The sequence below is a fragment of the Quisquiliibacterium transsilvanicum genome, from assembly GCF_014202215.1.
In the GTDB taxonomy this organism is placed as follows: Bacteria; Pseudomonadota; Gammaproteobacteria; order Burkholderiales; family Burkholderiaceae_E; genus Quisquiliibacterium; species Quisquiliibacterium transsilvanicum.
The window spans coordinates 483,500-509,146 of record NZ_JACHGB010000002.1; the positions used below are offsets into that span (position 1 = coordinate 483,500).

Consider the following 25,647-nt stretch of genomic DNA (forward strand, 5'->3'; position numbering starts at 1 on the left):
TGCAAGGGCCGGGAGGGCCACGCAGCCATGAGCAAGCAGCTGTTGCAGATCGAAAATCCGGCGCTGCCCCAGGCGGGCACGGGGGCCTTTGCCTTGTGGCGGCTGGGCTTCCGTCCTTTCTACCTGCTTGGCGCGCTGTTCGCTGCGCTGGGAATTCCACTGTGGGTGGCGGTCTTCGCCGGCTCGGTGGCGCTGCCGCAGGGGCTTCCCGCGCGAACCTGGCATGCGCACGAGATGGTGTTCGGCTTCGCGCTCGCGATCATCACCGGCTTCCTGTTCACCGCCGTGCGCAACTGGACCAGTCAGCCGACTCCGACCGGCGCGCACCTCGCAGCGCTCTGCGCTCTCTGGCTGGCGGCGCGCATCGCCTTTGTCGCGGGCGCCCCGGGACTCGGCATCGTCATCGAGCTCGCTTTCCTGCTGCTGGTGGCGATCGCGCTGCTGCGGCCGCTGCTGCGCTCGCGCAACCGCCGCAACTACTTCGTCGGCGTGCTGTTCGCGGTTCTGGCGGCGGCGGATGTGATCTTCTGGGCGGCGGGGCAGGGCCTCGCCGGTGGCGTCAACCCGGACGCCGTGGTGCGTTTCGGGCTCTACCTGGTGGCCACGCTGACATTCGTGATCGGCGGCCGCGTGATCCCGATGTTCACGGCCAGCGCCGTGCCCGGGCTCAGGCAGTTCAAGGATGCGCGGCTGGACCGTGCGGCGATCGGGGCCAGCGTGCTCGCCTTCGCGCTCGAGCTCGCCGGCGTGTCCGGGGCCGGGCTCACCGTGGTGGCTGCGGCGGCTGCGCTGCTGCACGCGATCCGGCTGGCCGGATGGGGTCCGCGGGGAACGCTCGGCAAGCCCATCCTCTGGATCCTGCATGCTTCCTACGCCTGGGCTGCGGTGGGGTTCGCGCTGATGGCGGCGGCCGCGCTTGGCTGGGTGCCGCGGACGCTGTCGGTGCACGCGTTCTCGGTCGGCCTTGTCGGCGGGCTGATCATCGGCATGATCACGCGCACCGCGCTCGGCCACACCGGCAGGATGCTGATCGCCGGGCGCTCCGAGGCCGCGATGTACGCGATGGTGCAGCTGGCCGCGCTGCTGCGGGTGTTCGGGCCGCTGGTGGCGCCGGGGCAGACCCTGCGCATCATCGAGCTGTCCTCGCTGCTCTGGGCGGCGGCCTTCCTGCTGTATCTGGCGGTCTACTGGACGCGGCTGACGCGTGCCCGGATCGACGGCCGCGACGGCTGATCCGCCTGCGGTCAGTCGCCCCGTTCGGGAACCAGCATCACCGGGCGGCGGCTCCGGCCCAGCACGCGCTGCGCGACCGAGCCCAGCAGGCTGGCGGCGAGCCCGGTGCGGCCCGCAGTGCCCAGGCAGACCAGGTCGGCGTCGATCGCATCGGCCGCGGCGACGATCGCGTCGGCCGGATCCTCGCCTTCGACCACGTCGGTCTCGACCGACAGCCCGCGCGCCTGGAGATCGGCGGGCAGCAGCGCCCTGAGCTGGGCCCGGCACTGCTCCTGCCACGCGGCATAGCGGGACTGCTGCCCGGGGTCTGCGGCCTGCACGGCGAGCGGGGCCGCGGGCATCGTCCTCTGGTTCACCACGGTCATGATGCGCACCCGCGCGCCCTGCGGCAGCATCGCCAGTGCGAACCTGGCGGCGCGCCGGCCGTGCGGCGACAGGTCGGTGGCGATCAGCACGCGCCGGGCATGGCCCGCGGGGGCAGGGGCGAGGCGATCCGCGATGGAGGCGGGCGCGACCAGCACGTTCGCGCTGGCCGTGCGCATCAGCCCGACCGACACCGATCCGTGCAGCGCGCGGTCCAGTCCGCGGCGCTGATGGCTGCCGACCACGATCAGGTCCGCCGACTCATCCGCGGCGAGCGCGGCGATCCGCGCGGCAACGTCGTAGCCGGCCGGCGCGTCGGCGACCCGCACGGCGTCCGGACCGAGCCGCCGCTCGATGCGCTCGCGCAGCCGTGCGTGCGCGCCTTCGTCCGGCGCCTCATCGACGCCGGTCGCGACCAGCTCGCAGGGCGCCATCAGGCGCAGCCGGCGCAGCCACTCGATCGCGGCCTCCGAGGCGAGCGAAGCGTCGACGCCGCACAGCACCTTCAGCGCGCGGTCGCCCTCGAGCCACTGGCGCAGCCGGCCGGCGTCGCGCACCATCAGCAGCGGCGCGTCCGCGCTGCTCGAGACGCGCTCAGCGGTGCTGCCGAGCAGGCTGTGCGGCGAAGCGCCCGCGCCAGTCGCCGAGAGCAGGAGCAGTTCGGCGCCGCGCTCCTCGGCGGCGCGCAGCAGACCTTCGTCGGGCCAGCCCTCGAAGACCAGCGGCTCGACGCGCGCGCCCAGTGCGCGCAGCCGCGCGACTTCGTCGCCCAGGCGCTCGGCGGCCTGGCGCTGCAGTGCTTCCAGCACCGTCGCCTGGTTGAACATCACGCCGCGAGTGTCCAGTACGTGGACCAGGAGCAGGAGGCGGTCGAGCCGCCGGGCGATCAGCGCGGCCAGGCTCGCAGCCTCGGCGGCGGGAGGGCTGAAGTCGGTGCCGCAGACGATGTTCATGGTGGCGCTCCGCAAGAGGTCAGCCCAGGACCCAGGGCAGCCAGACCGTGGCATGGGCCACGATCACGACGATGGCTATCAGGTTCAGCCAGAAGCCCGCCCGGCACATCTGCCAGATGGTGAGGTGGCCGGTGCCGAACACGATGGCGTTCGGCGGCGTGCCAACGGGCATCATGAAGGCGCAGCTTGCGCCGAGGGCGCTGGCGATGACCAGGTGGATCGGTTCGACGCCCAGCGCAGGGGCGATCGCCGCCAGCACCGGCGTGGTTGCAGCGACCTGCGCGGTGTTCGACGTCATCTCCGACAGGAAGACCGAAGCGCCGACGATGCCCGCGAACGCGGCGAGGTCGGGAATCTCGCCGACCGAGCGGGCCGCGGCGGCGAGCATCCGGGTCACGCCGTTGGCCTCGAACGCAGCCGCCAGCGACAGGCCGCCGCCGAACAGCAGCAGCACGCCCCAGGGCAGCCGGACCGCGCTCTGCCAGTCCAGCGCGAACACCCGTCTGCGCGCATCGACCGGCCAGGCGAACAGCGCCAGCGCCGCGCAGATCGCGATGCCCGCGTCGCTCAGGCCGGCCAGCGGGCGCAGCCCGGCGACCTCGATCCCGGCGAGCAGCGGCCGCAGCATCCAGGCGACCGCAGCCAGCCCGAAGGCGACCAGGGTGGCGAGCTCGCCGCGCGACATCGGGCCCAGCTCGCGGCGCGCGGCCTGCACCAGGCTGCGGCCGCCGCCCAGTTCGATGAGACCGTGACGGAACAGCACCCGGGTCAGCAGCAGCCAGGCCAGCGGCAGCAGCACCAGCACCAGCGGCAGCCCGATGCCGACCCAGTGCGCAAAGGAGATCTCCCGCGCCCAGGTCTGCTCGACGTAGCGCACCACGATCCCGTTGGGCGGCGAGCCGATCAGCGAGCCGAGGCCGCCGATCGATGCCGACCAGGCCACGCCGAGCAGCATTGCGACAGCGAAGCGCCGCGCCTGCGCGCTCTCGCCGGCCAGCCGGATCAGCGACAGCGCGATCGGGACCATCATCGCTGCGGTCGCGCTGTTGGACACCCACATGCTGACGAACGCGGTCGCGACCATCACGCCGGCGATCACTCGGTCCGGAGAAGTGCCGGCGAGCCCGATCGTGGCGAAGGCGATGCGCCGGTCGAGACCCCAGCGGGTCATCGCCGCGGCCAGCATGAAGCCGCCCAGGAACAGGAAGATGACGTCCGAGGCATAGGGGCCGAGCGCGTCGCCCAGCGGCGCCACCCCCAGCAGCGGGAAGGCGGCAACCGGCAGCAGCGAAGTCGCCTCGATGGGCACCGCCTCGGTGACCCACCAGACGGCCATCCATACCAGCATGCCAACCGTCGCGCGCGCGGCGGGCGACAGCGCCTCCACCGTGCCGTCCGGGCCGACGAAGCTGGCGGGCAGCGCCAGCGCGGTCGCCAGCGCCAGCAGCGGGGCGGCGACGAGGGCCGCCAGGCGCCATCCGCCGCCCGGGGCCTGGCCCGGGATTCCGCCCGTGGTTCCGCCCGTGGTTCCGCCCGGGGTTCCGCCCGGGGCGCCGCCCGTGGTTCCGCCCGTGCTTCCCCTCGGCCCCGGGGCGCCTGCCGGCTGCCGGTCGCCCGGCTCAGCCATGCCGGTCCTCTCGCATGAGGTTATCCTTCGATGGTTTCCGATGCATCGGACGAAGGATACCGGCGCCGCGGCGCCCGGCAGGAGGAAGCATGGATCTGGAGCTGAAGGGCAAGATCGCGCTGGTCACCGGCGCGAGCAAGGGCATCGGCCTGGCATGCGCCGCGGCGCTGGCGCGCGAGGGTGCGGTGGTGGTGGGCGTGTCGCGCAGCGAGGCCAACCTGGCACAGGCCCGCGCATCGTTGGCTGCGCAGGGACTGGAGATGCACGCAGTGGTGGCCGACCTGGTCGATTCGGCAGCGGCAGCCCGGCTGGTCGACGAGGCCTGGGCGCGCTTCGGAGCCATCGACGTGCTGGTGAACTCGGCCGGCGCCGCGCGCCGCTATGCGCCCGACGAGCTCGAACCGGCAGCCTTCCGCCAGGCGATGGACGCCAAGTATTTCAGCTACGTGCACGTGATGGAGCCGGTGGCGCGCCGCATGGCTGCGCGCGGGCAGGGCAGCATCGTCAATGTGATCGGGCAGGGCGGACGCCAGGCAGGGGTGATGCACATCGCCGGCGGTGCGGCGAATTCCGCGCTGATGCTGGCCACGGTCGGACTGGCGCGCGCGTACGCCGGCAAGGGCGTGCGGGTCAATGCGGTCAACCCGGGGCTCACGCGCACCAGCCGGATCGACGAGGGGCTGGAGGCTTCGGCCAGGACGTCGGGCCGCAGCAGGGAGGCGCTGCTCGAGGACGAGCTTGCCCGCATTCCGATGGGGCGGCTTGCCGAGCCCGCTGAAATCGCCGACGCGGTCGCGTGGCTCGCCTCGGGGCGCGCCAGCTACGTGTCCGGGGCCATCGTGCCCATGGACGGCTGCACGGTCTCGGTGATCTGAACGGCATGGCGGGGAAGGACGACCTGGCGGCCGGGCGGCGCAGCCCGCGGGCCGTGCGCGCGCGGCGCGCTGCGATCGTCATCGGGCTGCTGATCGCAGCCGTGGCGGCGGGGGTCGCCTGGCGGGCGGGAACCTGGTCCGCGGCGCCCGCGCCGCTGTCCGCTGCGAGCGCAGCCCAGATCGAGCAGGGGCGCGCGCTCTATGCGCAGCATTGCGCAAGCTGCCACGGCGCCAACCTGGAGGGCGAACCGGCCTGGCGCGAGCGCAAGCCGTCAGGTCGTCTGCCCGCGCCGCCGCACGATGACAGCGGGCACACCTGGCACCATCCGGACGAGGTGCTGCTGGCGATCACGCGCAAGGGCATGCGTCCGCCGATCGCGCCTGTGGGCTACCAGAGCGACATGCCGGGCTTCGAGGGCGTGCTGGACGAGGCGCAGATCCGCGCAGTGCTCGGCTTCATCGCGAGCCGCTGGTCCGAGCAGTCGCGGGCGCATCAGGCCCGCATCGACCGCGCGCACCGCGACCCGCGCTGAGCGCCTGCCTCACTCCTGAGGCAGGAAGCCTTCGACCGACAGGTAGCGCTCGCCGGTGTCGTAGTTGAATCCCAGCACGGTCGAGTTTGCCGGAATCTCCGGCAGCTTCGCGGCGATCGCGGCCAGCGTCGCGCCGGACGAGATGCCGACCAGGATCCCTTCCTCGCGGGCGCAGCGCCGCGCCATCTCGCGCGCCGGCTCGGCATCGACCTGGATGACGCCGTCGAGCAGGGAGGTGTCGAGGTTGGCCGGGATGAAGCCGGCGCCGATCCCCTGGATCGGGTGCGGGCCCGGCGCGCCGCCAGAGATCACAGGGGAGGCCACCGGCTCTACGGCAAAGACCTTCAGTTTCGGCCAGGCGGCCTTGAGCGCGCGGGCGCAGCCGGTGAGGTGGCCGCCGGTGCCCACGCCGGTGATCAGCACGTCGACGCCGCCGGGGAAGTCGGCAAGGATCTCGCGAGCCGTGGTGCGCTCATGGATGTCGGCATTGGCCGGGTTGTCGAACTGCTGGGGCATCCAGGCGCCGGGCGTGGCCTCGACGATCTCCCGGGCGCGTGCGATCGCGCCGGTCATGCCCTTTTCCCTCGGGGTGAGCACGAACTCGGCGCCATAGGCGAGCATCAGGCGGCGGCGCTCGATCGACATGCTGTCCGGCATCACCAGCACCAGCTTGTAGCCCTTGACCGCCGCCACCATGGCCAGCCCCACGCCGGTGTTGCCGGAGGTGGGCTCGACGATGATTCCGTTGGCGCGGATCAGGCCGCGCTGTTCGGCGTCCTCGATCATGGCCAGGGCGATCCGGTCCTTGATCGAGCCGCCGGGATTGGCCCGCTCCGACTTGATCCAGACTTCGTGGGTGGCGCCGAACAGGCGGTTGATCCGAACGTGCGGCGTGCCGCCGATCGTGGCGAGGATGTTGGATGCTTTCATGGCGATGAGGATAGGCGCTGGCGCCCGGTTTGGCCAGCGCGTCCAGGCCGGCTCATTTGCTCATACGTCGCGGCGCGCCGCCCGGCCGCCTGTCGCCGGACCCGCCGCTTTGGCGGACGAGGGCGGGGCGGGGCGCCGGTTCGCGGCATAATCGCTGCGCCCCGGCGCCCGGCCCGCGAGCGCGCGGGCCTCCGGGTCAGGGACCCGAACCGAGCCAGCCGCAGATGCGCCGCACCAAATCGATACTCCTGGTCCTGATGCTCGCCGCCGCCGCGGTCTTCTGGTGGTGGAACGCCGATCGCCACCGGCCGCCGACGCTTGACGAGCGCTTCCGCTTCGCCCAGGTGGAGCGCGGCCCGATCGAGCAGACGGTGGCGGCCACCGGCACCCTGAAGCCGGTCACGCTGGTGAACGTGGGCACCCAGGTGTCCGGCACGATCCGCGCGGTGCACGTGGATTTCAACCAGCGGGTCAGGGCGGGCCAGCCGCTGGCCGAGATCGACCCGGCGCTGATCGAGGCGCAGCTGGCCCAGCTCGACGCCAACCTCCATGAGGCGGGCACGCAGCTGAGCCTGGCGCGGCAGCGGCTCGCACGCACCGAGGAGCTGGTGGCGCGCGGCTTCGTCTCGGGCGCGCAGCGCGACGACGAGCGCCAGGCGGTGGAGGCGGCGCGTGCGCGGACCCGGGCCATCCAGGCGCAGATCGACCGGGAGCGCACCAACCTCGGCTACACGGTGATCCGCTCGCCGATCGACGGGGTGGTGATCGACCGCAGCGTCGACGTCGGCCAGACGGTGGCGGCGAGCTTCCAGACCCCGCAGCTGTTCCTGATCGCCCGCGACCTGCGCGACATGCAGATCGACACCCTCGTCGCCGAGGCGGACATCGCGTCGCTGAAACCGGGCATGCCGGCCAACTTCCGCGTCGATGCCCTCGGCGATCGCACCTTCCGGGCGACGGTGCGGCAGCTCCGGTTGAACCCCAAGATCGAGCAGAACGTGGTCACCTACAACGTCGTGCTGTCGACCCGCAACGACGATGGCCTGCTGCTGCCCGGCATGACCGCCACGGTGCGCATCCGGGTCGATGGCCGCGCGGAGGTGCTCAAGGTGCCCAGCACTGCGTTGCGCTTCCGGCCCTCAGACCCCGCGGTGGTCTCGGGAACCGGCGCGCGCTCGCCCGCACAGGCGGCGGGCGGTGGCGAAGCGTCGCGGGCGGTGCTCCACGTCGAATCACGGGCGCATGGACGACCGGTGCTGGCGCGGGTTCCGGTCGCCGTCGGAATTTCCGACGGCAGCCATACCGAGCTGGTGGACGCGGGCGAACTCGGGCCCGGCGACCGGGTCGCGGTGGGCGAGATCGTGCCGGCCGCGGGCGAGCGCGCCGGCGGCTTCCGGCTGCGGCTCTTCTAGCGCCGCCCGGGCCTCGACGGAGACTCCGAACGATGCTCGCGAACCTGGGCGCGGAAGCCTGGAAGGCGCTGGGCCGGCGGCCCTTGCGCACCGGACTCGCGATGCTGGGGATGGTCGTGGGCGTCGCCTCGGTGGTGGTGATGATGGCCGTCGGCCAGGGCTCGCAGGAGCGGGTGCAGGAGGTGATGCGCTCGCTCGGCAGCAACGTGATCGTGGTCGCCTCGGGCGCGCCGACGGCGGGCGGAGTCCGCCAGGCATCCGGCAGCGCGCCTACGCTGACGCTCGGGGACCTGGCGGCGATCGCCGCGCTGCCCTCGGTCACTGCGGTGGCGCCGATGTACTACGGCACCGCGCAACTGGTGCACGGGGCGCAGAACTGGCTGGCGCCGGTGCAGGGCACCACCCCCGGTTTCTTCGAGGTGCGCGACTGGCCGTTCGAAGCCGGGCAGTCGTTCGACGAGGAGGACCTGCGCGCCGGCGCGCGCAAGGCGGTCGTCGGCGCCACCATCGTCGAGCGCGTGTTCCTCGGCGAGGACCCGGTGGGGCGCACGCTGCGGATCCGCAACGTGCCGTTCGTGGTGGTGGGCGTGCTGGCCCGCAAGGGGCGCTCGCTGTCCGGCAACGACCTGGACGACCTCGTCATCGTGCCCTACAGCACCGCGCGGCGCGAGCTCTACCGCACCGGCTTCCCGGGCCGCGTCTGGCGGATCATGGTCGAGGCCGACGAGGCGGCCGGCATCGCGCAGGGCGAGGCCGACATCCTGATGCTGCTGCGCACGCGGCACCGGATCGCCGCGGGCGCCGAGGACGATTTCAGCGTGCGCCGCCAGGACGCCGTCTACGACAACGAACAGGAGGCGGCCGGCAGCATGCGCGCGCTGCTGGCGACGATCGCCTCGGTGAGCCTGCTGGTGGGCGGCATCGGCATCATGAACATCATGCTGGTGACCGTCACCGAGCGTACCCGCGAGATCGGTCTGCGGATGGCCGTGGGCGCGCGCCGGCGCGACATCCTGCTGCAGTTCCTCTACGAGTCGGTCGTCATCTGCGTCGCCGGGGGCGTGGTCGGGCTGGCGCTCGGGGTGGCGGTCGCCTGGCTGGTGGCGGTGCGCTGGGACATGCCGGTGATCGTCTCGCTGCAGGCCGGGCTCGCCGCATTCGCGGCCAGCCTGCTGGCCGGGGTGGTGTTCGGGCTGTACCCGGCCCGGGTGGCGGCCCGGATGACGCCTGCGGATGCGCTCAGAGCGGAATGAGCCCGCGACGGCTGCGGCCGTCGATGATGGAGAATGCGCGTAGCCGCGCTCAACCGAACAAGCTAAACCGAATGCCGTCCGCGCACGGCGAGCACCGCAAGGAGACTGCAATGGGACAGAAGATCGAGTTCACCCGCCCCGACGGCGGACGCACGTCCGGCTACTACGCCGAGGCGGGCAAGGGCCGGCCCTCGGTGATCGTGATCCAGGAGTGGTGGGGCCTGAACGACCAGATCTGCGGCGTGGCCGACCGCTTCGCGCGTGCCGGCTACAACGCGCTGGCCCCGGACCTCTACAAGGGCCGCGTCACGCAGCAGCCCGACGAGGCCAATCACCTGATGGACGGGCTCGATTTTCCCGGCGCCACCCACCAGGACATCCGCGGCGCCGCGCAGCACCTGGCCGCCGGCGGCGGCAAGGTGGCGGTGATGGGCTTCTGCATGGGCGGCGCGCTGACCATTGCAGCGTCGGTGCACGTGCCCGAGGTATCGGCCGGGGTCTGCTTCTACGGCATTCCTCCCGAGCAGCTGGCCAGCCCCGCCGACATCAAGGTGCCGTTCCAGGCGCACTTCGCGAACAAGGACGACTGGTGCACGCCGGCCGCCGCCGACGCGCTCGAGAAGGCGATGAAGGCCGCCGGCCGCGCGCCCGAGATCCATCGCTACGACGCGGATCACGGCTTCTTCAACGAGCGCCGGGGCGATGTCTACGACGCTGCCTGCGCCGATCAGGCCTGGCAGCGCATGATGGTTTTCCTCGGCAAGCACCTCGGCTGAGTAAGCGCGCGTTCCAATGATCCAGAGCCCTCCGCCCGGGCCGGACGCGCCCGGGCGGTCGGGCGCCCTGGATTCCCTGCGCGCGCTGCGTGCCCGCGCCGATGCGCTCGGGCCCACCCTGCGCGGGATGCTCTGGACGATCGCGGCCGGCCTGCTCTTCAGCGTCCTCAACGCCTCGGTGCGGGCGATGGCGCTGGAGCTCGACAGCTACCAGACGCAGTTCCTGCGCTACCTGTTCGGCCTGCTGGTGATGCTGCCGCTGGTGCTGCGCTCCGGGCTCGCCCACTACCGGCCCAACGATCCCCGCGGCCAGTTCCTGCGCGGCGCCACCCACACCGCGGGGATGTTCCTGTGGTTCGCCGCGCTGCCGCAGATCCCGCTCGCCGACACCACGGCGATCGGCTTCACCGGGCCGATCTTCACGATGATCGGCGCCTGGCTGTTCCTGGGCGAGCGCATGTACAAGGCGCGCTGGCTGGCGGCCGCGATCGGCCTGCTCGGCGTGCTGGTGGTGATCGGGCCCAAGCTCGACGGCAGCGGCGGTCACTACAACCTCGTGATGCTGGCCTCCGCGCCGCTATTCTCCGCATCGTTCCTGCTCGCCAAGATGCTCACGCGTCGCGACCGGCCCGAGGTGATCGTGTTCTGGCAGACGGTCACGGTGACGCTGTTCACGCTGCCGGCGGCACTGCTCGCCTGGCGCCAGCCGAGCGCGTTCCAGTGGATGGTGTTCGCGGCCTGCGGCGTGCTGGGCAGCCTCGGCCATTACTGCATGACGCGCGCCTTCCGCTCGGCCGACATCTCCGCCACCCAGCCGGTCAAATTCCTCGACCTGATCTGGGCCTCCGGCCTGGGCTTCCTCTATTTCGGCAACGTCCCAACCCAGAGCACCCTGATCGGCGCCGCGGTGATCTTCGTGGCCTCGGTCTGGATCGCGCGTCACGAGGCGCGCAGGCCGGCGCCGGCGAGCGGTCCGTCGATTCCGGAATCGGCCGGCGCGAGCGCGGACCCCGGTCCGGTTCGCCGCTAGACTCGAAGGACAGACACAGACCCGGCCGCGCCCAGGCGGCAAGCGGGCATCACCGAAGGAGACAGCAATGCAAGACACGCAGGCCGCGCCGCGTGCGCAGCAGGGAGCCGCAACGGCCGAGACCCACGACCTGGTCATCGTCGGGGCCGGCTTCGCGGGGATGTACATGCTCCACCGCGCCCGCCAGCTGGGCTTGTCGGCCCGGGTCTTCGAGGCCGGCGGCGGGGTGGGCGGCACCTGGTACTGGAACCGCTACCCCGGCGCGCGCTGCGACGTCGAGAGCATGGAGTACTCCTACTCCTTCGACGAGGACCTGCAGCGGGACTGGCGCTGGACCGAACGCTTTGCTGCGCAGCCGGAGATCCTGCGCTACGCGCAGCACGTCGCCGAGCGCTTCGGTCTGCTCGACGGCATCCGCTTCCGCACCCGGGTGCTCGGCGCGCAGTACGACGAGGCGGCGGACCTGTGGCGGGTGCGCACCCGGGGAGAGGACGGCGGCAAGGACGGCGGCGAGGAGCGCGAGTGCAGCGCGCGCTGGCTGGTGATGGCCACCGGCTGCCTGTCCTCGGCCAACCTGCCGGAGATCCCGGGACGCGACAGCTTCGAGGGCGAGCGCTTCCACACCGGGCTCTGGCCGCACGAGGGCGTGGACTTCAGCGGCAAGCGCGTCGGCGTCATCGGCACCGGATCGTCCGCGCTGCAGTCCATCCCGATCATCGCCGAGCAGTCGAAGGAGCTGGTGGTCTTCCAGCGCACTGCCACCTACGCGGTGCCTGCGCGCAATGCGCCGCTGGACCCCGAGTACGAGGCGGGGATCAAGGCGGACTACGCGGCCTTCCGGGCCCGCAACCGCACGATGCAGAACGCCTTCGGTTCAATGATGGCGCGCAACGACAGCTCCGCGCTGGCCGCCACGCCGGAGGAGCGCGAGCGTGCTTTCGCCGAGCGCTGGGCCCGCGGCGGACTGGTGTTCCTGGGCGCCTTCGGCGACCTGATGCTCGACGAGCGCGCCAACGATTACGCTGCCGAGTTCGTGCGCTCCCGCATCGCCGAGACCGTCCGCGACTCCGCCATCGCGCAAAAGCTGATGCCCCGGCAGATCATCGGCTGCAAGCGGCTGTGCATCGACACCGGCTACTACGAGACCTACAACCGCCCCAACGTGCGCCTGGTGGACGTCTCGGAGGCGCCGATCGAGGCGATTACTCCGAAGGGGGTGCGCGCCGGCGGCCAGGAATACGAGCTCGACAGCCTGGTGTTCGCCACGGGCTTCGACGCGATGACCGGCAGCCTGCTGAAGATCGACATCCGCGGCCGCGGCGGCGTCAGCCTGCGCGACAAGTGGGCGGCAGGGCCGCGCACCTGGCTGGGGCTCGGCATCGCCGGCTTCCCGAACATGTTCACCGTGTCGGGCCCGGGCAGTCCCTCGGTGCTCACCAACATGATCGTGTCGATCGAGCAGCACGTCGAATGGATCTCGGACTGCATCGCCTACATGCGCGCCAACGGGCACCGGGCGATCGAGGCGACCCCGGAAGCCGAGGACGGCTGGGTGGCGCACGTCAACGCGGTGGCCGACCGCACGCTGTTCCCGGGCTGCAACTCCTGGTACCTGGGCGCGAACGTGCCCGGCAAGCCGCGGGTGTTCATGCCGCTGATCGGCTTCCCCGACTACGTGGCGAAGTGCGACCAGGTGGCGGCGCGCGGCTACGAGGGCTTCGTCTTCGATCGCGCCGCGCACGCGGCGACGGCCTGAACGACGCAGGGCCGGCGCATGCCGGCCCTCGCCTGGACACACGGGCACGGGCGCGGCCGCGCCCGTCGCCGTCGCAGGATCAGTAGCCCGCCAGCGTCGCGAGCCGGTCGGCGTGGAAGGCGTCGTCGCCGAACAGCTCCTGCGTGACCCGCAGCCGCTTCATGAACAGGCCGACGTCGAAGTCGTCGGTCATTCCCATGCCGCCGTGCATCTGCACGCCTTCCTGCACCGCCAGCGTGGTGCTCATTCCGGCACGCGCCTTGGCCAGCGACACCAGCCGGCCCGAGCCGGACGGATCGGCTTCAAGCGCCTGCTGCGCCTTGATCACCGCGGCGCGGGTCACCTCGATCTCGCTGTAGAGGTGTGCGGCACGGTGCTGCAGCGCCTGGAAGCTGCCGATCGGCTGGGCGAACTGCTCGCGCTCCTTGATGTAGACCATGGTCCGCTCGAAGGCCTGGTCGGCAACGCCGACCATCTCGCTGGCCAGCGCGGCACGGCCCGCGTCGAGCACCGTGTCGAGCAGCGCGCGGCCCGAGCCCACGCCGCCGAGCAGCGCGTCCGCGGCCAACTCCACGTTGTCGAAGCTCACTCGCGCGGCGTTGTGAGCGTCGACCATGACGGTGCGCTCGATGCTGACGCCGCGGGCCTTTGGGTCGACCAGGAACAGCGTGACGCCTTCGGCGTCGTCCACGCCGCCGGCGGTGCGCGCGGCGACGATCAGCAGGTCGGCGACGTGGCCGTCGACCACGAAGGTCTTGGCGCCGGACAGCGTGAAGCTGCCGCCCTTGGGCTCTGCCCTGGTCGCGATGCGGTTCGGGCGATGCTTGGCGCTCTCGTCGGCGGCCAGCGCGGCCACCACCTCGCCGGCGGCGATCTTCGGCAGCCAGGCGGACTGCTGGGCCGAGTTGCCGCCATGCATCAGTGCGGTCGCGGCGAGCACGGAAGTGGACAGGAAGGGCGAGGCGACCAGGTTGCGGCCGATCGCCTCCATGATCGCGCCGGCCTCGATCGGGCCGAGGCCGAGGCCGCCGTGGGCCTCGGGCACCAGCGCGCCGGCGAAGCCCATCGAGGCGAAGCTGCGCCAGAGATCGGGGGAGTAGCCGGCGGCGTCGCGGCTGTCGCGCAGCTTGCGCAGCTGGGCGATCGGCGCGTTCTCTGCGAGGAAGGCCTGCGCGCTGTCGCGCAGCATCGTTTGTTCTTCGTTCAGTACGAGGGCCATGTCTTGGATCCGGATTCGTTTGTCGGTTGCGTTCGGAGTGGCGGTCCGGGGATCAGGCGTCCGGCAGGCCGAGGATGCGCTTGGAGATGATGTTGAGCTGGACCTCGCTGGTGCCGCCCTCGATCGAGTTGGCCTTGGAGCGCAGCCAGTCGCGCGGCGCGGCGCCTTCGCTGGAGCGCGCGCTCTCCCACTCGAGTCCGTCCGAGCCGAGCGCGGACATCGTCAGCTCGTTGCGCCGCTTGTTCAGCTCGGAGCCGTAGTACTTGAGCACCGACGAGAACGCCGGATTGGCCTGGCCGGCCTTCATCAGGTCGATTGAACGCTCCATCGCGTAGCGGAAGGCGAGCTCATCGACCTCGAAGGACGCGATGCGCGCGCGCAGCTGCGGGTCGTCGAGCCGGCCCAGCGCATCGCGCCCGACCGCGTCGGCGGCGATCTGGCCCAGGACCTTGCCCTTGTTGCGCTCGCCCATGCCGCCGATCATGTTGCGCTCGTGCGTGAGCAGCGCCTTGGCGACCGTCCAGCCCTTGTTCAGCTCGTGGACCAGGTTCTCCTTCGGCACCTTCACATCGTCGAAGAAGGTCTGGCAGAACGGCGACTTGCCGGAGATCAGCAGGATCGGCTTGGTGGACACGCCGGGGCTGGCCATGTCGAAGAGCAGGAAGCTGATCCCCTCGTGCTTCTTCGCCTTGGGGTCGGTGCGCACCAGGCAGAAGATCCAGTCGGCCTTGTCGGCATACGAGGTCCAGATCTTGGAGCCGTTGACCAGGAAGTGGTCGCCCTTGTCCTCGGCGCGGGTCTGCAGCGAGGCCAGGTCGGAGCCTGCGTTGGGCTCCGAATAACCCTGGCACCAGCGGATCTCGCCGCGGGCGATCTTAGGCAGGTGCTCGCGTTTCTGCGCTTCGTTGCCGTACTGCAGCAGCGCCGGTCCGAGCATCCAGATGCCGAAGCTGTCGAGCGGGGGGCGGCAGCCGAGCGCGCGCATTTCCTCGCGCAGTACCTTGGTCTCGTCGCGCGAGAGCCCGCCGCCGCCGTATTCCGTCGGCCAGTCGGGCACGGTCCAGCCCTTGGCCGCCATGCGCTCGAGCCAGGCCTTCTGCGCGTCGCTGGAGAAGGTGGCGTTGCGTCCGCCCCAGCACCGGTCTTCGTCGGTGAGGGCGGGGGTGCGCATCTCGGGCGGGCAGTTCTTTTCGAGCCAGGCGCGGGTCTCAGCGCGGAAGGTGTCGAGGGTGGTGCTCATTGGGGGCTCCATTCGGGCGACGGGAATCAACCCGCCATGATGCCAAACCCGGCAGGCAGGGCGTTCCGATTCGCCCCCGCCCGGTTCAGCCCGCCAGGTGGATCGCGTCCCGCACGAGCGGATAGATCTGGCTGGCCCACCGCCGGCCGCTGAATACGCCGTAGTGCCCACGCCAGTCTGCACGTGGTGCTGCTTCAGGTAGGGCCGGATGCCGGTGCACAATTCCTGCGCGGCCTTCGCCTGTTCGAGTTCGCCGGCGACCAGGCAGTTGTACATGCCCAGGAAGGCGCTTGTGTGCCGGTCAGGGTTCATGCTCATGAAGGCGGTCAGCTGCAGGAAGCCCGGGTATACGCAGCGCAGCGCACCGGGATGCCGCAGCGGCACCGTGGAGATGAGGTTCTGCTCGAACCACTCGATCGGCCGCTCGTTGGCAAGCTCGTTCACCCGGGTGGGACTGATGCGGCAATCCACGGGTCCCGCCATCAGCGTGATGCTGCGCGGGCGCGCCGGGTGCTCGTCCTCGGCCATCAGCGCGGCGGCCGCGAGCGTGGCGGGGCAGGGCTGGCACACGCCCATCAGGTGCGCGCCGGGCCCCATCGCCTCGAGGAATCCGATCAGATGTTCGATGTACTCGTCCAGCCCGAAGCGACCGGCCAGCAGCGGCACGTCGCGCGCGTTCGCCCAGTCGGTGACGTAGACCTCCTGATCGGCCAGCATCACCCGCACGGTGTCGCGAAGCAGCGTCGCGAAGTGGCCGGACATCGGCGCAGCGATCAGCACCCGCGGCTGCTCGCCGGGCTGGTCCTTGCGGAAGCGCACCAGCTCGCCGAAGGGCGTCGAACGCACCACCTCTTCGATGACCTCGACCTCGCGCCCGCCGCTGGCCACCCGCTCGATTCCGAACGAGGGGCGGCGGTGCGTAAGTGCCGTGTGCGCGAACACTTCGCAGGCCGCCGCCCACTGCCGCTCCGTCTGCGGCGAGATGCACTCCGGTTTCGCGAGCCTGCGCGCGGCGCGGCCGATGAACATCCGCGGGTCCTTTCCGGGCTTTCGCATCTGGGCTCGCGCGCAGTCGGACATCGACCGCATCGTCGAAATCTGGGGTGACTGCCTGGAGCGCTACGGCGGCCCCTTCCTGTTCGGCAGCCGGCGCACGCATCGCCGATGCGATGTACGCGCCGGTGGTCACCCGCTTGATCACGTACGACGTGAAGCTCGACCACCGCTGCCGCGCGTACTGCGACACCGTGATGGCGATGCCCGAGATGATCGACTGGTGCGAGGCGGCGCGCCGCGAGCCGCTGGAGATCGACGAACTGGAGGCGGAGTTCTGACGCGCGGCGCAAGCCGCGCAATCCGGCGCGCGGGGACCTCCGGGTGCACGAGCCCTGGCGGTGCAGCGCGGTGCGCCCGCGGTGCCGGACTGGGGCGTCCGCTGAGCCAGACTGGGGCGCGGCGCTTCGTGGCGGTGCGGGGTGCCAAGTGCCGGCTGCCGGCTGCGGCCGCTTCAGGCATTCTTCCGGTTCGGCCAACTCCCGCCACGAGCCAGAACGCGATGCATTACAGCACCCAGAGCAACGACCACGGCATGCGCCACGACCCCTTCAAGGCGCTGATCGTTCCCCGTCCCATCGGCTGGATCTCCACGGTCAGCGCCGACGGCGCCCTGAACCTGGCCCCGTACAGCTTCTTCAACGGCGTCAGCGACCGTCCGCCGATGGTGATGTTCTCCAGCGCCGGCACCAAGGACACGCTGCGCAACGTGCGCGAGACCGGTGAATTCACCTGCTCGATCGCGAGCTGGGATCTGCGCGGGGAGATGAACATGTCCTCGGCGATGGTCTCCGCCGAGGTCGACGAGTTCCGTCTCGCCGGGCTGGAGACCGCCGCTTCGCGCTTCGTGAAGCCGCCGCGGGTGGCGCGCAGCCCCGCGGCGCTCGAGTGCCGTCACTGGAAGACGGTCGACCTGCCGGCGGATTCCCGGCGCCCGGAGCTGGCCTATTCGGTGGTGTTCGGCGAGGTGGTCGGGATCTACATCGACGAGGCCTATGTGCGGGACGGCCAGGTCGACACCGGCGCGATGCGGCCGCTGGCCCGGCTGGGCTACATGGACTACTCGGTGGTGACGCCGGAGACCATCTTCTCGCTGAACCGGCCGGAAGTGGCGGCGGACGGGCGCACCGCCAGGCTGGAAGAGAAGCCCTGGGACGGCGTCTACCGTTGAGCGCTGCGGCGGCGGCTGGTTCCCGTCGGCAGGCGCCCCGGGGACTTGCCGCACCGCCGTCGGCAGCTCAGTGCGCCGCGGCCACCGGGCTGCGCTCGGAGATCGTGACCCGGTAGAGCAGCCGGGCGTGGCCCTGGTAGCCGCCCGTGGCGGCGTGCAGCAGGCAGCGGTTGTCCCAGAGCGTGAGCATGTTCTTCGTCCAGCGGTGCCGGTAGACGAACTCCGGGCGCACCTGATGCGCGAAGAGCTCGCGCAGCAGGGCGTCCGACTCTTCCCGTTCCATCCCTTCGATTCCGATCGTGTAGCCCGGGCTCACGAAGAGCGCCTTGCGGCCGGTCTCCGGGTGCTCGCGCACCACCGGGTGCAGCCGCGTCTTCATCGCCGACTCCGACGAGATGATCCGCATCGATCGCCCCTTCGCCTTGTCGGCCTCGCCGTACATGCCGGCGGGGGCATAGCCGCGGCGCGCCGAATGCACGCCCATCGCATCGTCGATCCTGCGCTTGGTCGCGGCCGGCAGCGCCTCGTAGGCCGCGTACTGGTTCGCGAACAGCGTGTCGCCGCCCACCGGCGGGATCGTCACTGCGAAGAGCGCAGTGCCTGCCGGCGGCGAGGGAAGGAAGCTCCAGTCCGAGTGCCAGGTCTCGGCGAAGATCGGCGTCTGCTCGTCCGCCTCGCGGCGCACCTCCACCACGTGCGCATGGCCGGGCATCGCGGCGATGTAGGGATCGTCGCCGTGCGGGCCGACGCCGAGCGCGAAGCGCTTCAGGTCCTCGATCGACATCGGCTGGTCGGGGAAGGCGATCACCTGGTGTTCCAGCCAGATCTCGCGGATCGACGCAATCACTGCGTCGGAAAGGGGGCGCGTCAGGTCGACGCCGCGCACCAGCGCGCCGCAGGCCTGGCCGCTGGGTTCGACGGAAATGCTCAAGGCTGTCTCCTCCTGTGGTCCAGCCCGTGGGGATGCGTGCCCCGCAGGTCCGGTGCGGGGACGATACCGCGCCCGGCGGGCGTGCGCCACCCGCAGTGCCGGAAAGCGGGGCTTGGCAGGCGCGGCGGGTGGCGCGCATGGCACCATCGCTCGTCCTCCCTGCGGATCGACGGCGCCCGCCGCCGCGATTGAAGCCGATGCGCCCCGTCCACGTCCTGCAGCTGCTGGTCCTCGCCTTCCTCTGGGGCAGCGCCTACCTGTTCATGCGCGCCTCGGTGCCGAGCTTTGGCGCCGGACCCATGGTGTTCATGCGGATGGCGCTGGGCAGCACGCTGGTGCTGCTGCCGCTGGCGCTGTGGCGCTGCGGCGTCGCGCCCTTCCGCACGCACTGGCGCGGGCTGCTGGTGTTCGGCCTGGCCTTCACCGTGGTGCCCTTCCTCGGCCTGGGCTGGGCAGCCAAGTCGATCTCGGCGGGAATGCTGGCGGTGCTGCAGTCGGCTGCGCCGCTGTTCGCGGCGATCGTCGGACGCATCTGGGTCGGCGAACCGATCACCCGCGAGCGCGCGCTCGGCCTGCTGATCGGCTTCGTAGGCGTGGCCATCCTGGTCTGGGACAAGGCGGGCGTTCGCGAGGAGGCGGGGCTAGCCATCCTGCTCACGCTCTTCGTCACTGCGCTCTGGGGGGTGTCCTCGAACTACGCGCGCACCCGGCTGCAAGCGGTGGATCCCTTCGTGCAGGCTGCCGGGAGCATCGGCGTGGCGGCGCTGGCGCTCGCGCCGCTGGCCCTCGCCACCTGGCCGGAACAGCCGCCGGGGGCGAAGGCCTGGGCCGAGGTGATTTTTCTCGGCGTGGCCTCGTCCGGGGCCGGCTTCCTGCTGTACTTCTCGCTGTTGCGCAGCATCGGCCCGGTGCGCGCCACCTCCGTCACCTTCCTGAGCCCGCTGGTGGCGATTGCTGCCGGAGCGGTCTACCTGGGCGAGGAGATCACGCTGCGCATGCTTGTCGGGTGCGCAGTGATCCTGGTGGGCACCGCGCTCACGCTGGGCCTGCTGCCGTGGCGCCGCCCGCCCGCCGGGCCCCGCGTGTCCCGCGTGCCCGGGTCCGGACCCGGTGCCGGACCCGGACCCTAGCCTTAGCCTTAGCCTTAGCCTTAGCCTTAGCCCTGGCCCTGGCCCTGGCCGGAACCGCAGATCGCCGGCAGCAGCCTGCCGATCTGCCCCATCAGCAGCGCGTCGGCGAGATTGTCGAGCGCGGTCTCCTCGGCATTGACGATGACCACCCGCGCGCCGGCCCTGCGCGCCAGCGGCACGACACTCGCCACCGGATAGACCTGCAGCGTCGAGCCCACCGCCAGCAGCAGGTCCGCCTCGCCGGCGGCCCGCATCGCCCGGTCGATCACTTCGGGGACCAGCGACTGGCCGAAGGAGATGGTGTCGCTCTTCAGGATGCCGCCGCAGAGCCTGCAGCGCGGATCCTCCTCTCCGGCGCGCACCCGCGCGAGCGTGTCCTGCATCGGCGAGCGCGCACCGCACTGCCAGCACATCACCCGGCGGATGGTGCCGTGCACCTCGATCACCTTGTCGGCGCTGTTGCCTGCGATCTGGTGCAGTTCGTCCACGTTCTGGGTGATCAGCGCGTGCAGCTTGCCGCGGCGCTCGAGGTCGACCAGCGCCAGGTGGCCCGCGTTCGGCCGGGCCGTCCAGGCGGTGTGCTCCAGCCGGCCGCGCCAGGCCGCCTTGCGCACATCGGGCTCGGCCAGGTAGTTCTGGATCGTGGCCTGCTTCTCGGCGGCCGGGTTGCGAGTCCACACACCTTGCGGGCCCCGGAAATCGGGAATGCCCGAGTCGGTGGAGATGCCGGCGCCAGTGAGCACGACGATGCGCGTGGCGCCGTCGATCCAGCGGCGTACGGTAGGGAGCAGGTCTTCAGCGGGCATGTGCGTGCCGGTCAGCGAGGGCATGGATGAGATCCTGTGGAATTATCGGCGGGAATGGCGGCGCGCGTCGGCGTCCGATGCGGGCCGCCGGATCGCATGGACCTGACATACTTGGCGGATGGAAATGATCCGATCCTTCGCTCTCGGCAGCGCACTCGCGCTGCTCTCCGCATGCACCATCCCGTTCGGCTCCGCGCCGCCCGAAACGCCGCGCGTCGCGCCGTCGCCGGCCATGGCGACAGGCGCCCCCGCTGCGTCGACCCCGGCACCGGCCGCGGCCCCCGCCGCCTCACCGACCGCCTCACCGACCGCCACCGGTGGCGCCGGCCTGGCCGCCGCCGCGGCGGCGCGCGGGGTGCGTTTCCTCGGGCGGGGCAACGAACCCGGCTGGCGCGTCGAGGTCGGGCCCGGGGATCTGGTCCGCGTCGTCCATCATTACGGCACGGTGCGCGCCGATTTTCCGGGTGTTACTGCGCGCACGCTGCCCAACGGCGACACGGTTCACGAGGGCGCGTCCGGCGCGCACAGCCTGCGCCTGACGCTCCGGCCTGCCCGGTGCACCGACGACATGAGCGGCGAGGTCCATCCGGTCACCGTGCTGCTGCGCTTCGACGGCGAGGAGCGGCGCGGGTGCGGCGGGCCAATAGCGGGCCAATAGCGGAACTGTCGGAACCATCAGCGAACGGAGCGCAGCGCATGTCCAAGAGCGACGACCGCAAGTCCAAGGGCAACGACAAGTCCAACGGCAAGGCAAAGGCCAGCGGCAACGGCAAGACCAAGGCCAAGACCAAGGCCAACGGGAAGGGAATCGGCAAGAGCGAGTACGAGGATTTTCTCGAGCCGCTGCAGATCGAGCTCAACCAGCTCGCCCGCTGGGTTCAGCATCGCGGCAAGCGCGTGGTCGTGCTCTTCGAGGGGCGCGACACCGCGGGCAAGGGCGGCGTCATCAGCGCAATCGCCGAAACCCTCAACCCCCGGCAGTTCCGCGTCGTGGCACTGCCCAAGCCCAGCGATGCCGAGAGCACCCAGTGGTACTTCCAGCGCTACGTTGCGCACCTGCCGGCGGCGGGCGAAATCGTGCTGTTCGATCGCAGCTGGTACAACCGCGCCGGAGTGGAGAAGGTGATGGGCTTCTGCACGGATGAGGAGTACCGGCGCTTCCTACGCGAGGCTCCGGTCTTCGAGAAGCTGCTGGTCGACGACGGGATCCTGCTCTTCAAGTACTGGCTCACCGTCGACCAGGAACGCCAGGAGGAGCGCTTCCAGGAGCGCTTCGACGATCCGCTCAAGCGCTGGAAGCTGTCGCCGATCGACCTGAAGGCGCGCACGAAGTACCGCGAATACGGCAAGGCACGCGATGCGATGCTCGAGGCCACGCACACCGAGCAGGCGCCCTGGACGCTGGTGGACTTCAACGACCAGCGGCGTGGACGCCTGACGCTGATCCGTCACCTGCTCGACCGGGTGCCGGACGTTGAAGTGCCTGTGGAGACCTTCAAGTTCCCGCCGCTCCACGGCGCCCCGCTGAGGGAAGAGTTCGCCGGGCCCCTGCGGCCGATCCCTCACGCCTGAAGGGAGAACACATGTCCACGCTGACCAAGCTGGCGCTCGGAATGATGGGGCAGCTGCGGCCGAAGCCGACGCTGGGCGAGGCCGAGCAGGCGATCGCGCTGCCGCCGCCGCACAAGGCCGGCGGCATGCCGCTGATGGAGGCGCTGGCGCTGCGGCGGTCGTCGCGGGAGTTCGCGCCAGACGCGCTGCCGGCGCGGACGCTCTCGGACCTGCTGTGGGCCGCCTTCGGCGTCAACCGCGAGGAGGGCGGGCGCACCGCCCCCTCGGCGCTCAATGCGCAGGAGGTCGACGTGTACGTGGCGATGCCCTCGGGTGCGTACCTCTACGACCCCCGCGAACATTCGCTGCAGCTGGCTGCTGGCGCCGACGTGCGCAGGGTCACCGGCTACCAGGATTTCGTCGACGAGGCGCCGCTGGACCTGGTCTACGTCGCAGACCACGCGCGCATGCGGCTGGTACCCGCTGGCGAGCGCGACCGCTACGCGTACTGCGCGGCCGGCGCGATCTCGCAGAACGTCTACCTGTACTGCGCGAGCGCCGGGCTGGCCGCGGTGATCCGCGCCTGGATCGACCGCGAGGCGATCGCCCGGGCGCTGGGCCTGTCGCACGACCAGCAGGTGCTGCTGTCACAGACGGTCGGGCGGCCGGCAAAGGGCTGAGCCGATCGAGGGACTGCCGGACCGCCGTCCCGCTTTCGCCCACCTCGTGCAGGCTCTCGCGCCGATCTCCGATACGATCGGCGCGAATCACGCACACAAGGAGCACAGCATGCGCGGCCGCACGGTCTTCATGGACAGCCTCGTCGCCCACGGCGTACGACACATCTTCGGCAACCCCGGAACCACCGAGAGTCCGCTGCTCGACGCGCTTCTCGACTACCCGTCGGTCGACTACATCGTCGCGCTGCACGAGGGCATGGCGGTGGGCGCGGCCAGCTACTACGCGCGCACCACCGGCCGCACCGGCGTGGTCAGCCTGCACGTCGCGCCCGGTCTGGGCAACGGCATCGGCATGATCTACAACGCGCTGAAGGCCAGCGCGCCGCTGGTGGTCACCGCGGGCCAGCAGGACACGCGCATGCTGCGTCGCGAGCCCATCCTGAGCCACGACCTCGCCGCGATGGCCGCTCCGGTCACCAAGTGGAGCACCGAGGTGCGCAGCGCGGGCGAGATGGACGAGGTGATGCGCCGCGCGTTCAAGATCGCCAACGATCCGCCCTACGGTCCGGTGTTCGTATCGCTGCCCATCGACGTGATGGAGCAGGAGACCGGCAACCATGCCCGTGCGCCCGGCCGGCTGTACCGCACCGCCGCGCCCGATCCGCGCGGCATCGCCGAGGCCTGCGCGCTGCTCGAGGCTTCATCGGCGCCGGTGATCGTGGTCGGCGACGAGGTCGCGCGCACCGGGGCCACCGCTGACCTGGTGAAGCTGGCCGAGCGGATCGGCGCGCCGGTGTGGTTCGAGGGCATTCGCGGCCATGCCTCGTTCCCGAGCGCGCATCCGCATGCCCGCAGCGGCGTGCCCTTCGACGCGGGCGCCATCCGCAAGACTCTGGCCGGCGCCGACCTGGTGCTGCTGGTGGGCGGCGCCTTCTTCGAGGAGGTGTGGTTCACGCCGGGCTCGCCGTTCCCGGAGGGCGCGCGCGTCGTGCAACTCGAATCGTCGGCCAGGCCGCTCGCCTTCAACCACGCGGTGGATGTCGGTGTCGTCGCCGAGCTCGGCGCCTCGCTTCGCGCGCTGGACATCGCGCTGGCGGCGGCCACCGGTGAGCCCTGGCGCACCGCGGCCGCAGCGCGCTGCGCGACGCTGGCCGAGCAGAAGGCGGCGGACCTCGCCGCTTACGCGTCGCGCCGCGACAAGGCCTGGGCGCGCGCCCCGATCTCGATGCCGCGCGTGATGACCGAACTGCGCAAGGGCGCGCCGGCCGAGGCAGTGATCGTCGAGGAGTCGATCACCGCGAGCATGGACTTCGCCGCCGCCTTCGGCTTCGACGCCCCCGACCAGTTCCTCGGCGCGCGTGGCGGCGGCATCGGCCAGGGTCTTGCCGGGGCCATCGGTGCGAGCGTGGGCAACCCTGGCCGCCCGGTGCTGTGCGTGTCCGGCGACGGCTCGGCTATGTACTCGATCCAGGCGCTCTGGAGCGCCGCGCACCACCGGCTGCCGATCGTGTTCGCCATCCTGGTGAATCGCGAGTACCGCGTGCTCAAGCACAACCTGGACATCTACCGCCAGCGCTTCGACGCGGCCTCCGACAAGCCCTATCCGAAGATGGACCTCGAGGGCCCCGAACTGGGCTTCGTCGAGATGGCGGCGGGAATGGGCGTGCCGGGCGTGCGCGTGACGAATCCGGACGAGGTGGCAGCGGCCATCGCGCAGGCCTTCGCCGCGGGCGGGCCGCGGCTGGTGGAGATCGAGATCGAGGGAAAGCGCTAGCGCGCGGCAGCGAGCGGACCGCAGCGAGCGGACCGCAGCGAGCGCGCCGCTCGCTCAGGGTGCCGACAGCGCAAGCCGGGCGATGTAGCCGGAGCGGGTCTCGCCAGCCGCGCGTGCCTTGGCGTCGAGGCGCGCGAGCACACGGCGGGGCAGCGTGATGTTCACCCGCTCGGCACGTTCGTCGAGCACCGCGGGGTCCACTTCCGCGATCGCCCAGATCCATCCGGCGAACTCGGGGTTCGCGCGATGCGCGTGGATGCTCGACGGCATCGGCACGGGTTCGCCGGAGTCCACCGCCGCTTCGATCCACGCCGCGATCGCCTCCTTCGCGTTTTCGATCGCCTCGTCGACGCCGCCGTCGGCTGCGGAAAAACATCCCGGCAGGTCGGGGACGGCCACACCCCAGGCGGCTTCATCACTGCCCGGTTCGATTGCGATGGGGTACTTCATTTCGCCTCTAGTCGAGATAGACACGATACACATCGTCGGGGGCTCGCATCGATGAAGATCGACGCTTGCTGGGTACACCATCGTCCTGAAGGGTGGCTCGGGGCGCAATCGACCCTGTGGTCGATTCGATGGACTGGCCCGGGCCTTCAGTCCCGGTGGCAGGCGCTCTGAGGACGCGGGGACTTCCGCTTTCCTGCGCGTGCGCGATGCCGCAGCGATGCGCCCGGCGTAGGCTGGCGCCCAGTGCTGTTCAACCCCATCCGGAGCCAGCGATGCTGACCGTCTATCACGTCCCCGTCACCCGATCGCTGCGCGTCCTGTGGCTGTGCCAGGAGCTGGAGCTGCCGCACCAGGTGAAGACCGTCGACTTCGCCGCCGCCTACCGCGCCGGCCCGGAGTGGCGCGCGCTGAACCCGGTGGGCAAGGTGCCGGCGATGACCGACGGCGGGTTCACGATGTTCGAGTCCGGCGCCATGGTGCAGTACCTGCTCGACCGTCATGGCAAGGGCCGGCTGCAGCCGGCGCCTGGCACCGAGTCACATGGCATCTACCTGCAATGGAGCTGGTTCGCCGAGGCCACCTACGCGCGCCCGATCGGCGAGATCGTCAACCACCGGCGCGCGTTCGGCGAGGCAGGCGAGATCCCGGCCGTGGTCGAGGAGATGAAGGGCCGCGCCCGCCTGTGCTCCGAGGCGGTGGACCGCGCGCTGCGCGGCCGCAGCTATCTGCTGGGCGAGGAGTTCAGCGCTGCCGACATCATGATGGGCTACTCGGTGATGCTGGCTCAGCGCTTCACCTCGACCGAGGGGCTGGACGAGCTGAATGCGTACTGGGCCAGGCTGTCGGCGCGGCCGGCGTATCAGCGGGCGGCAGCGGCCTGAGTCGGGGGCAGATGGGCGGC

Annotated in this window: 23 protein-coding genes and 2 pseudogenes; 16 read left to right on the top strand and 9 right to left on the bottom strand. The window is 71.2% G+C overall.

Annotated elements, in window-relative coordinates; all coding sequences use genetic code 11:
* Positions 1-27 precede the first annotated feature (27 nt).
* Positions 28-1,233: an NnrS family protein gene (locus tag HNQ70_RS05720; protein ID WP_183965145.1), complete on the top strand. Its 1,206-nt coding sequence runs from the start codon at positions 28-30 to the stop codon at positions 1,231-1,233.
* An 11-nt stretch (positions 1,234-1,244) separates the two neighbouring features.
* On the opposite strand, the gene HNQ70_RS05725 is transcribed toward HNQ70_RS05720, so the two are convergent.
* Together HNQ70_RS05725 and HNQ70_RS05730 are read right to left on the bottom strand one after the other, a co-directional pair.
* Complete coding sequence (locus HNQ70_RS05725; protein ID WP_183965146.1) at positions 1,245-2,549, bottom strand: universal stress protein; 1,305 nt, start codon at positions 2,547-2,549, stop codon at positions 1,245-1,247.
* Between the two features lie 19 nt (positions 2,550-2,568).
* Positions 2,569-4,176 carry an SLC13 family permease gene (locus HNQ70_RS05730; protein WP_183965147.1) on the bottom strand — a complete coding sequence of 536 codons (1,608 nt, stop codon included), beginning with the start codon at positions 4,174-4,176 and terminating at the stop codon, positions 2,569-2,571.
* 89 nt (positions 4,177-4,265) lie between these two features.
* Here HNQ70_RS05730 and HNQ70_RS05735 point away from each other — a divergent pair, with 89 nt between their 5' ends.
* Together HNQ70_RS05735 and HNQ70_RS05740 are read left to right on the top strand one after the other, a co-directional pair.
* A complete protein-coding gene (locus HNQ70_RS05735) occupies positions 4,266-5,051 on the top strand; it encodes an SDR family NAD(P)-dependent oxidoreductase (protein WP_183965148.1) in 786 nt (261 codons plus the stop codon).
* A gap of 5 nt (positions 5,052-5,056) precedes the next feature.
* On the top strand, positions 5,057-5,584 hold the full coding sequence (locus tag HNQ70_RS05740) for a c-type cytochrome (protein WP_183965149.1): 528 nt from the start codon (positions 5,057-5,059) through the stop codon (positions 5,582-5,584).
* A 9-nt stretch (positions 5,585-5,593) separates the two neighbouring features.
* Here the strand turns inward: HNQ70_RS05740 and cysK are convergent, their stop codons facing one another.
* Positions 5,594-6,514 carry a cysteine synthase A gene (gene cysK / locus HNQ70_RS05745; protein WP_183965150.1) on the bottom strand — a complete coding sequence of 307 codons (921 nt, stop codon included), beginning with the start codon at positions 6,512-6,514 and terminating at the stop codon, positions 5,594-5,596.
* A gap of 224 nt (positions 6,515-6,738) precedes the next feature.
* Between cysK and HNQ70_RS05750 the strand changes: the two genes are divergently transcribed.
* The 5 genes from HNQ70_RS05750 to HNQ70_RS05770 all read left to right on the top strand — a co-directional run bounded on the left by HNQ70_RS05750 (position 6,739) and on the right by HNQ70_RS05770 (position 12,741).
* On the top strand, positions 6,739-7,926 hold the full coding sequence (locus tag HNQ70_RS05750; protein WP_183965152.1) for an efflux RND transporter periplasmic adaptor subunit: 1,188 nt from the start codon (positions 6,739-6,741) through the stop codon (positions 7,924-7,926).
* 32 nt (positions 7,927-7,958) lie between these two features.
* Positions 7,959-9,179, top strand: a complete 1,221-nt coding sequence (locus tag HNQ70_RS05755; protein WP_183965154.1) for an ABC transporter permease — start codon at positions 7,959-7,961, stop codon at positions 9,177-9,179.
* A 110-nt stretch (positions 9,180-9,289) separates the two neighbouring features.
* Positions 9,290-9,955 carry a dienelactone hydrolase family protein gene (locus tag HNQ70_RS05760; RefSeq protein WP_183965156.1) on the top strand — a complete coding sequence of 222 codons (666 nt, stop codon included), beginning with the start codon at positions 9,290-9,292 and terminating at the stop codon, positions 9,953-9,955.
* 16 nt (positions 9,956-9,971) lie between these two features.
* Positions 9,972-10,985 carry a DMT family transporter gene (locus tag HNQ70_RS05765; protein WP_183965158.1) on the top strand — a complete coding sequence of 338 codons (1,014 nt, stop codon included), beginning with the start codon at positions 9,972-9,974 and terminating at the stop codon, positions 10,983-10,985.
* A gap of 67 nt (positions 10,986-11,052) precedes the next feature.
* Positions 11,053-12,741, top strand: coding sequence for a flavin-containing monooxygenase (locus HNQ70_RS05770; RefSeq protein WP_183965160.1), 1,689 nt, complete (start codon positions 11,053-11,055; stop codon positions 12,739-12,741).
* Between the two features lie 79 nt (positions 12,742-12,820).
* On the opposite strand, the gene HNQ70_RS05775 is transcribed toward HNQ70_RS05770, so the two are convergent.
* The 3 genes and pseudogenes from HNQ70_RS05775 to phaZ form a co-directional block, all read right to left on the bottom strand.
* Complete coding sequence (locus tag HNQ70_RS05775; RefSeq protein WP_183965162.1) at positions 12,821-13,960, bottom strand: acyl-CoA dehydrogenase family protein; 1,140 nt, start codon at positions 13,958-13,960, stop codon at positions 12,821-12,823.
* Between the two features lie 52 nt (positions 13,961-14,012).
* Positions 14,013-15,212 carry an acyl-CoA dehydrogenase family protein gene (locus tag HNQ70_RS05780; RefSeq protein WP_343060656.1) on the bottom strand — a complete coding sequence of 400 codons (1,200 nt, stop codon included), beginning with the start codon at positions 15,210-15,212 and terminating at the stop codon, positions 14,013-14,015.
* A gap of 73 nt (positions 15,213-15,285) precedes the next feature.
* Positions 15,286-16,229 (bottom strand): annotated as a pseudogene (gene phaZ / locus HNQ70_RS05785) (polyhydroxyalkanoate depolymerase).
* On the opposite strand from phaZ, the pseudogene HNQ70_RS20105 reads away from it, so the two are divergent.
* Positions 16,150-16,534 (top strand): annotated as a pseudogene (locus HNQ70_RS20105) (glutathione S-transferase C-terminal domain-containing protein); the annotation flags it as partial. The pseudogenes phaZ and HNQ70_RS20105 overlap by 80 nt on opposite strands.
* 221 nt (positions 16,535-16,755) lie before the next feature.
* Positions 16,756-17,424, top strand: coding sequence for a flavin reductase family protein (locus tag HNQ70_RS05795; protein ID WP_183965168.1), 669 nt, complete (start codon positions 16,756-16,758; stop codon positions 17,422-17,424).
* 67 nt (positions 17,425-17,491) lie between these two features.
* Here HNQ70_RS05795 and HNQ70_RS05800 read toward each other — a convergent pair whose 3' ends face one another.
* Entirely contained in the window at positions 17,492-18,355 is an 864-nt protein-coding gene (locus HNQ70_RS05800) for a TauD/TfdA dioxygenase family protein (protein ID WP_183965176.1), read from the bottom strand.
* A 197-nt stretch (positions 18,356-18,552) separates the two neighbouring features.
* On the opposite strand from HNQ70_RS05800, the gene HNQ70_RS05805 reads away from it, so the two are divergent.
* Positions 18,553-19,485 (top strand): DMT family transporter, encoded by a 933-nt coding sequence (locus tag HNQ70_RS05805; protein ID WP_183965177.1) that lies wholly within the window; start codon positions 18,553-18,555, stop codon positions 19,483-19,485.
* A 26-nt stretch (positions 19,486-19,511) separates the two neighbouring features.
* Here the strand turns inward: HNQ70_RS05805 and HNQ70_RS05810 are convergent, their stop codons facing one another.
* A complete protein-coding gene (locus HNQ70_RS05810; protein WP_221302650.1) occupies positions 19,512-20,315 on the bottom strand; it encodes an SIR2 family NAD-dependent protein deacylase in 804 nt (267 codons plus the stop codon).
* 100 nt (positions 20,316-20,415) lie between these two features.
* Between HNQ70_RS05810 and HNQ70_RS05815 the strand changes: the two genes are divergently transcribed.
* From HNQ70_RS05815 to HNQ70_RS05830, 4 genes are all read left to right on the top strand, one after another.
* Entirely contained in the window at positions 20,416-20,949 is a 534-nt protein-coding gene (locus HNQ70_RS05815) for a hypothetical protein (protein WP_183965178.1), read from the top strand.
* Between the two features lie 38 nt (positions 20,950-20,987).
* Positions 20,988-21,863, top strand: a complete 876-nt coding sequence (gene ppk2, locus HNQ70_RS05820) for a polyphosphate kinase 2 (RefSeq protein WP_183965179.1) — start codon at positions 20,988-20,990, stop codon at positions 21,861-21,863.
* 11 nt (positions 21,864-21,874) lie between these two features.
* Positions 21,875-22,522, top strand: a complete 648-nt coding sequence (locus HNQ70_RS05825) for a SagB/ThcOx family dehydrogenase (protein ID WP_183965180.1) — start codon at positions 21,875-21,877, stop codon at positions 22,520-22,522.
* 109 nt (positions 22,523-22,631) lie between these two features.
* The gene (locus HNQ70_RS05830; protein WP_183965181.1) at positions 22,632-24,296 is read left to right on the top strand and encodes a thiamine pyrophosphate-binding protein; all 1,665 of its coding nucleotides are present in this window, start codon (positions 22,632-22,634) and stop codon (positions 24,294-24,296) included.
* Positions 24,297-24,350: 54 nt separating this feature from the next.
* Here HNQ70_RS05830 and HNQ70_RS05835 read toward each other — a convergent pair whose 3' ends face one another.
* A complete protein-coding gene (locus HNQ70_RS05835; RefSeq protein ID WP_183965183.1) occupies positions 24,351-24,746 on the bottom strand; it encodes a type II toxin-antitoxin system HicB family antitoxin in 396 nt (131 codons plus the stop codon).
* A gap of 272 nt (positions 24,747-25,018) precedes the next feature.
* On the opposite strand from HNQ70_RS05835, the gene HNQ70_RS05840 reads away from it, so the two are divergent.
* A complete protein-coding gene (locus HNQ70_RS05840; protein WP_183965185.1) occupies positions 25,019-25,627 on the top strand; it encodes a glutathione S-transferase family protein in 609 nt (202 codons plus the stop codon).
* Positions 25,628-25,647: the final 20 nt, after the last annotated feature.

Bases quoted from the DNA above. Each gene is read 5' to 3' on its own strand.
- HNQ70_RS05835 (WP_183965183.1), bottom strand. From the start codon at position 24,746: ATGAAGTACCCCATCGCAATCGAACCGGGCAGTGATGAAGCCGCCTGG.
- HNQ70_RS05755 (WP_183965154.1), top strand. From the start codon at position 7,959: ATGCTCGCGAACCTGGGCGCGGAAGCCTGGAAGGCGCTGGGCCGGCGG.
- HNQ70_RS05720 (WP_183965145.1), top strand. From the start codon at position 28: ATGAGCAAGCAGCTGTTGCAGATCGAAAATCCGGCGCTGCCCCAGGCG.
- HNQ70_RS05770 (WP_183965160.1), top strand. From the start codon at position 11,053: ATGCAAGACACGCAGGCCGCGCCGCGTGCGCAGCAGGGAGCCGCAACG.
- HNQ70_RS05840 (WP_183965185.1), top strand. From the start codon at position 25,019: ATGCTGACCGTCTATCACGTCCCCGTCACCCGATCGCTGCGCGTCCTG.
- HNQ70_RS05810 (WP_221302650.1), bottom strand. From the start codon at position 20,315: ATGCCCTCGCTGACCGGCACGCACATGCCCGCTGAAGACCTGCTCCCT.
- ppk2 (WP_183965179.1), top strand. From the start codon at position 20,988: ATGTCCAAGAGCGACGACCGCAAGTCCAAGGGCAACGACAAGTCCAAC.
- HNQ70_RS05805 (WP_183965177.1), top strand. From the start codon at position 18,553: ATGCGCCCCGTCCACGTCCTGCAGCTGCTGGTCCTCGCCTTCCTCTGG.
- HNQ70_RS05740 (WP_183965149.1), top strand. From the start codon at position 5,057: ATGGCGGGGAAGGACGACCTGGCGGCCGGGCGGCGCAGCCCGCGGGCC.
- HNQ70_RS05750 (WP_183965152.1), top strand. From the start codon at position 6,739: ATGCGCCGCACCAAATCGATACTCCTGGTCCTGATGCTCGCCGCCGCC.
- HNQ70_RS05725 (WP_183965146.1), bottom strand. From the start codon at position 2,549: ATGAACATCGTCTGCGGCACCGACTTCAGCCCTCCCGCCGCCGAGGCT.
- HNQ70_RS05775 (WP_183965162.1), bottom strand. From the start codon at position 13,960: ATGGCCCTCGTACTGAACGAAGAACAAACGATGCTGCGCGACAGCGCG.
- HNQ70_RS05830 (WP_183965181.1), top strand. From the start codon at position 22,632: ATGCGCGGCCGCACGGTCTTCATGGACAGCCTCGTCGCCCACGGCGTA.
- HNQ70_RS05760 (WP_183965156.1), top strand. From the start codon at position 9,290: ATGGGACAGAAGATCGAGTTCACCCGCCCCGACGGCGGACGCACGTCC.
- HNQ70_RS05815 (WP_183965178.1), top strand. From the start codon at position 20,416: ATGATCCGATCCTTCGCTCTCGGCAGCGCACTCGCGCTGCTCTCCGCA.
- HNQ70_RS05765 (WP_183965158.1), top strand. From the start codon at position 9,972: ATGATCCAGAGCCCTCCGCCCGGGCCGGACGCGCCCGGGCGGTCGGGC.
- HNQ70_RS05795 (WP_183965168.1), top strand. From the start codon at position 16,756: ATGCATTACAGCACCCAGAGCAACGACCACGGCATGCGCCACGACCCC.
- cysK (WP_183965150.1), bottom strand. From the start codon at position 6,514: ATGAAAGCATCCAACATCCTCGCCACGATCGGCGGCACGCCGCACGTT.
- HNQ70_RS05825 (WP_183965180.1), top strand. From the start codon at position 21,875: ATGTCCACGCTGACCAAGCTGGCGCTCGGAATGATGGGGCAGCTGCGG.
- HNQ70_RS05780 (WP_343060656.1), bottom strand. From the start codon at position 15,212: ATGGAGCCCCCAATGAGCACCACCCTCGACACCTTCCGCGCTGAGACC.
- HNQ70_RS05730 (WP_183965147.1), bottom strand. From the start codon at position 4,176: ATGGCTGAGCCGGGCGACCGGCAGCCGGCAGGCGCCCCGGGGCCGAGG.
- HNQ70_RS05735 (WP_183965148.1), top strand. From the start codon at position 4,266: ATGGATCTGGAGCTGAAGGGCAAGATCGCGCTGGTCACCGGCGCGAGC.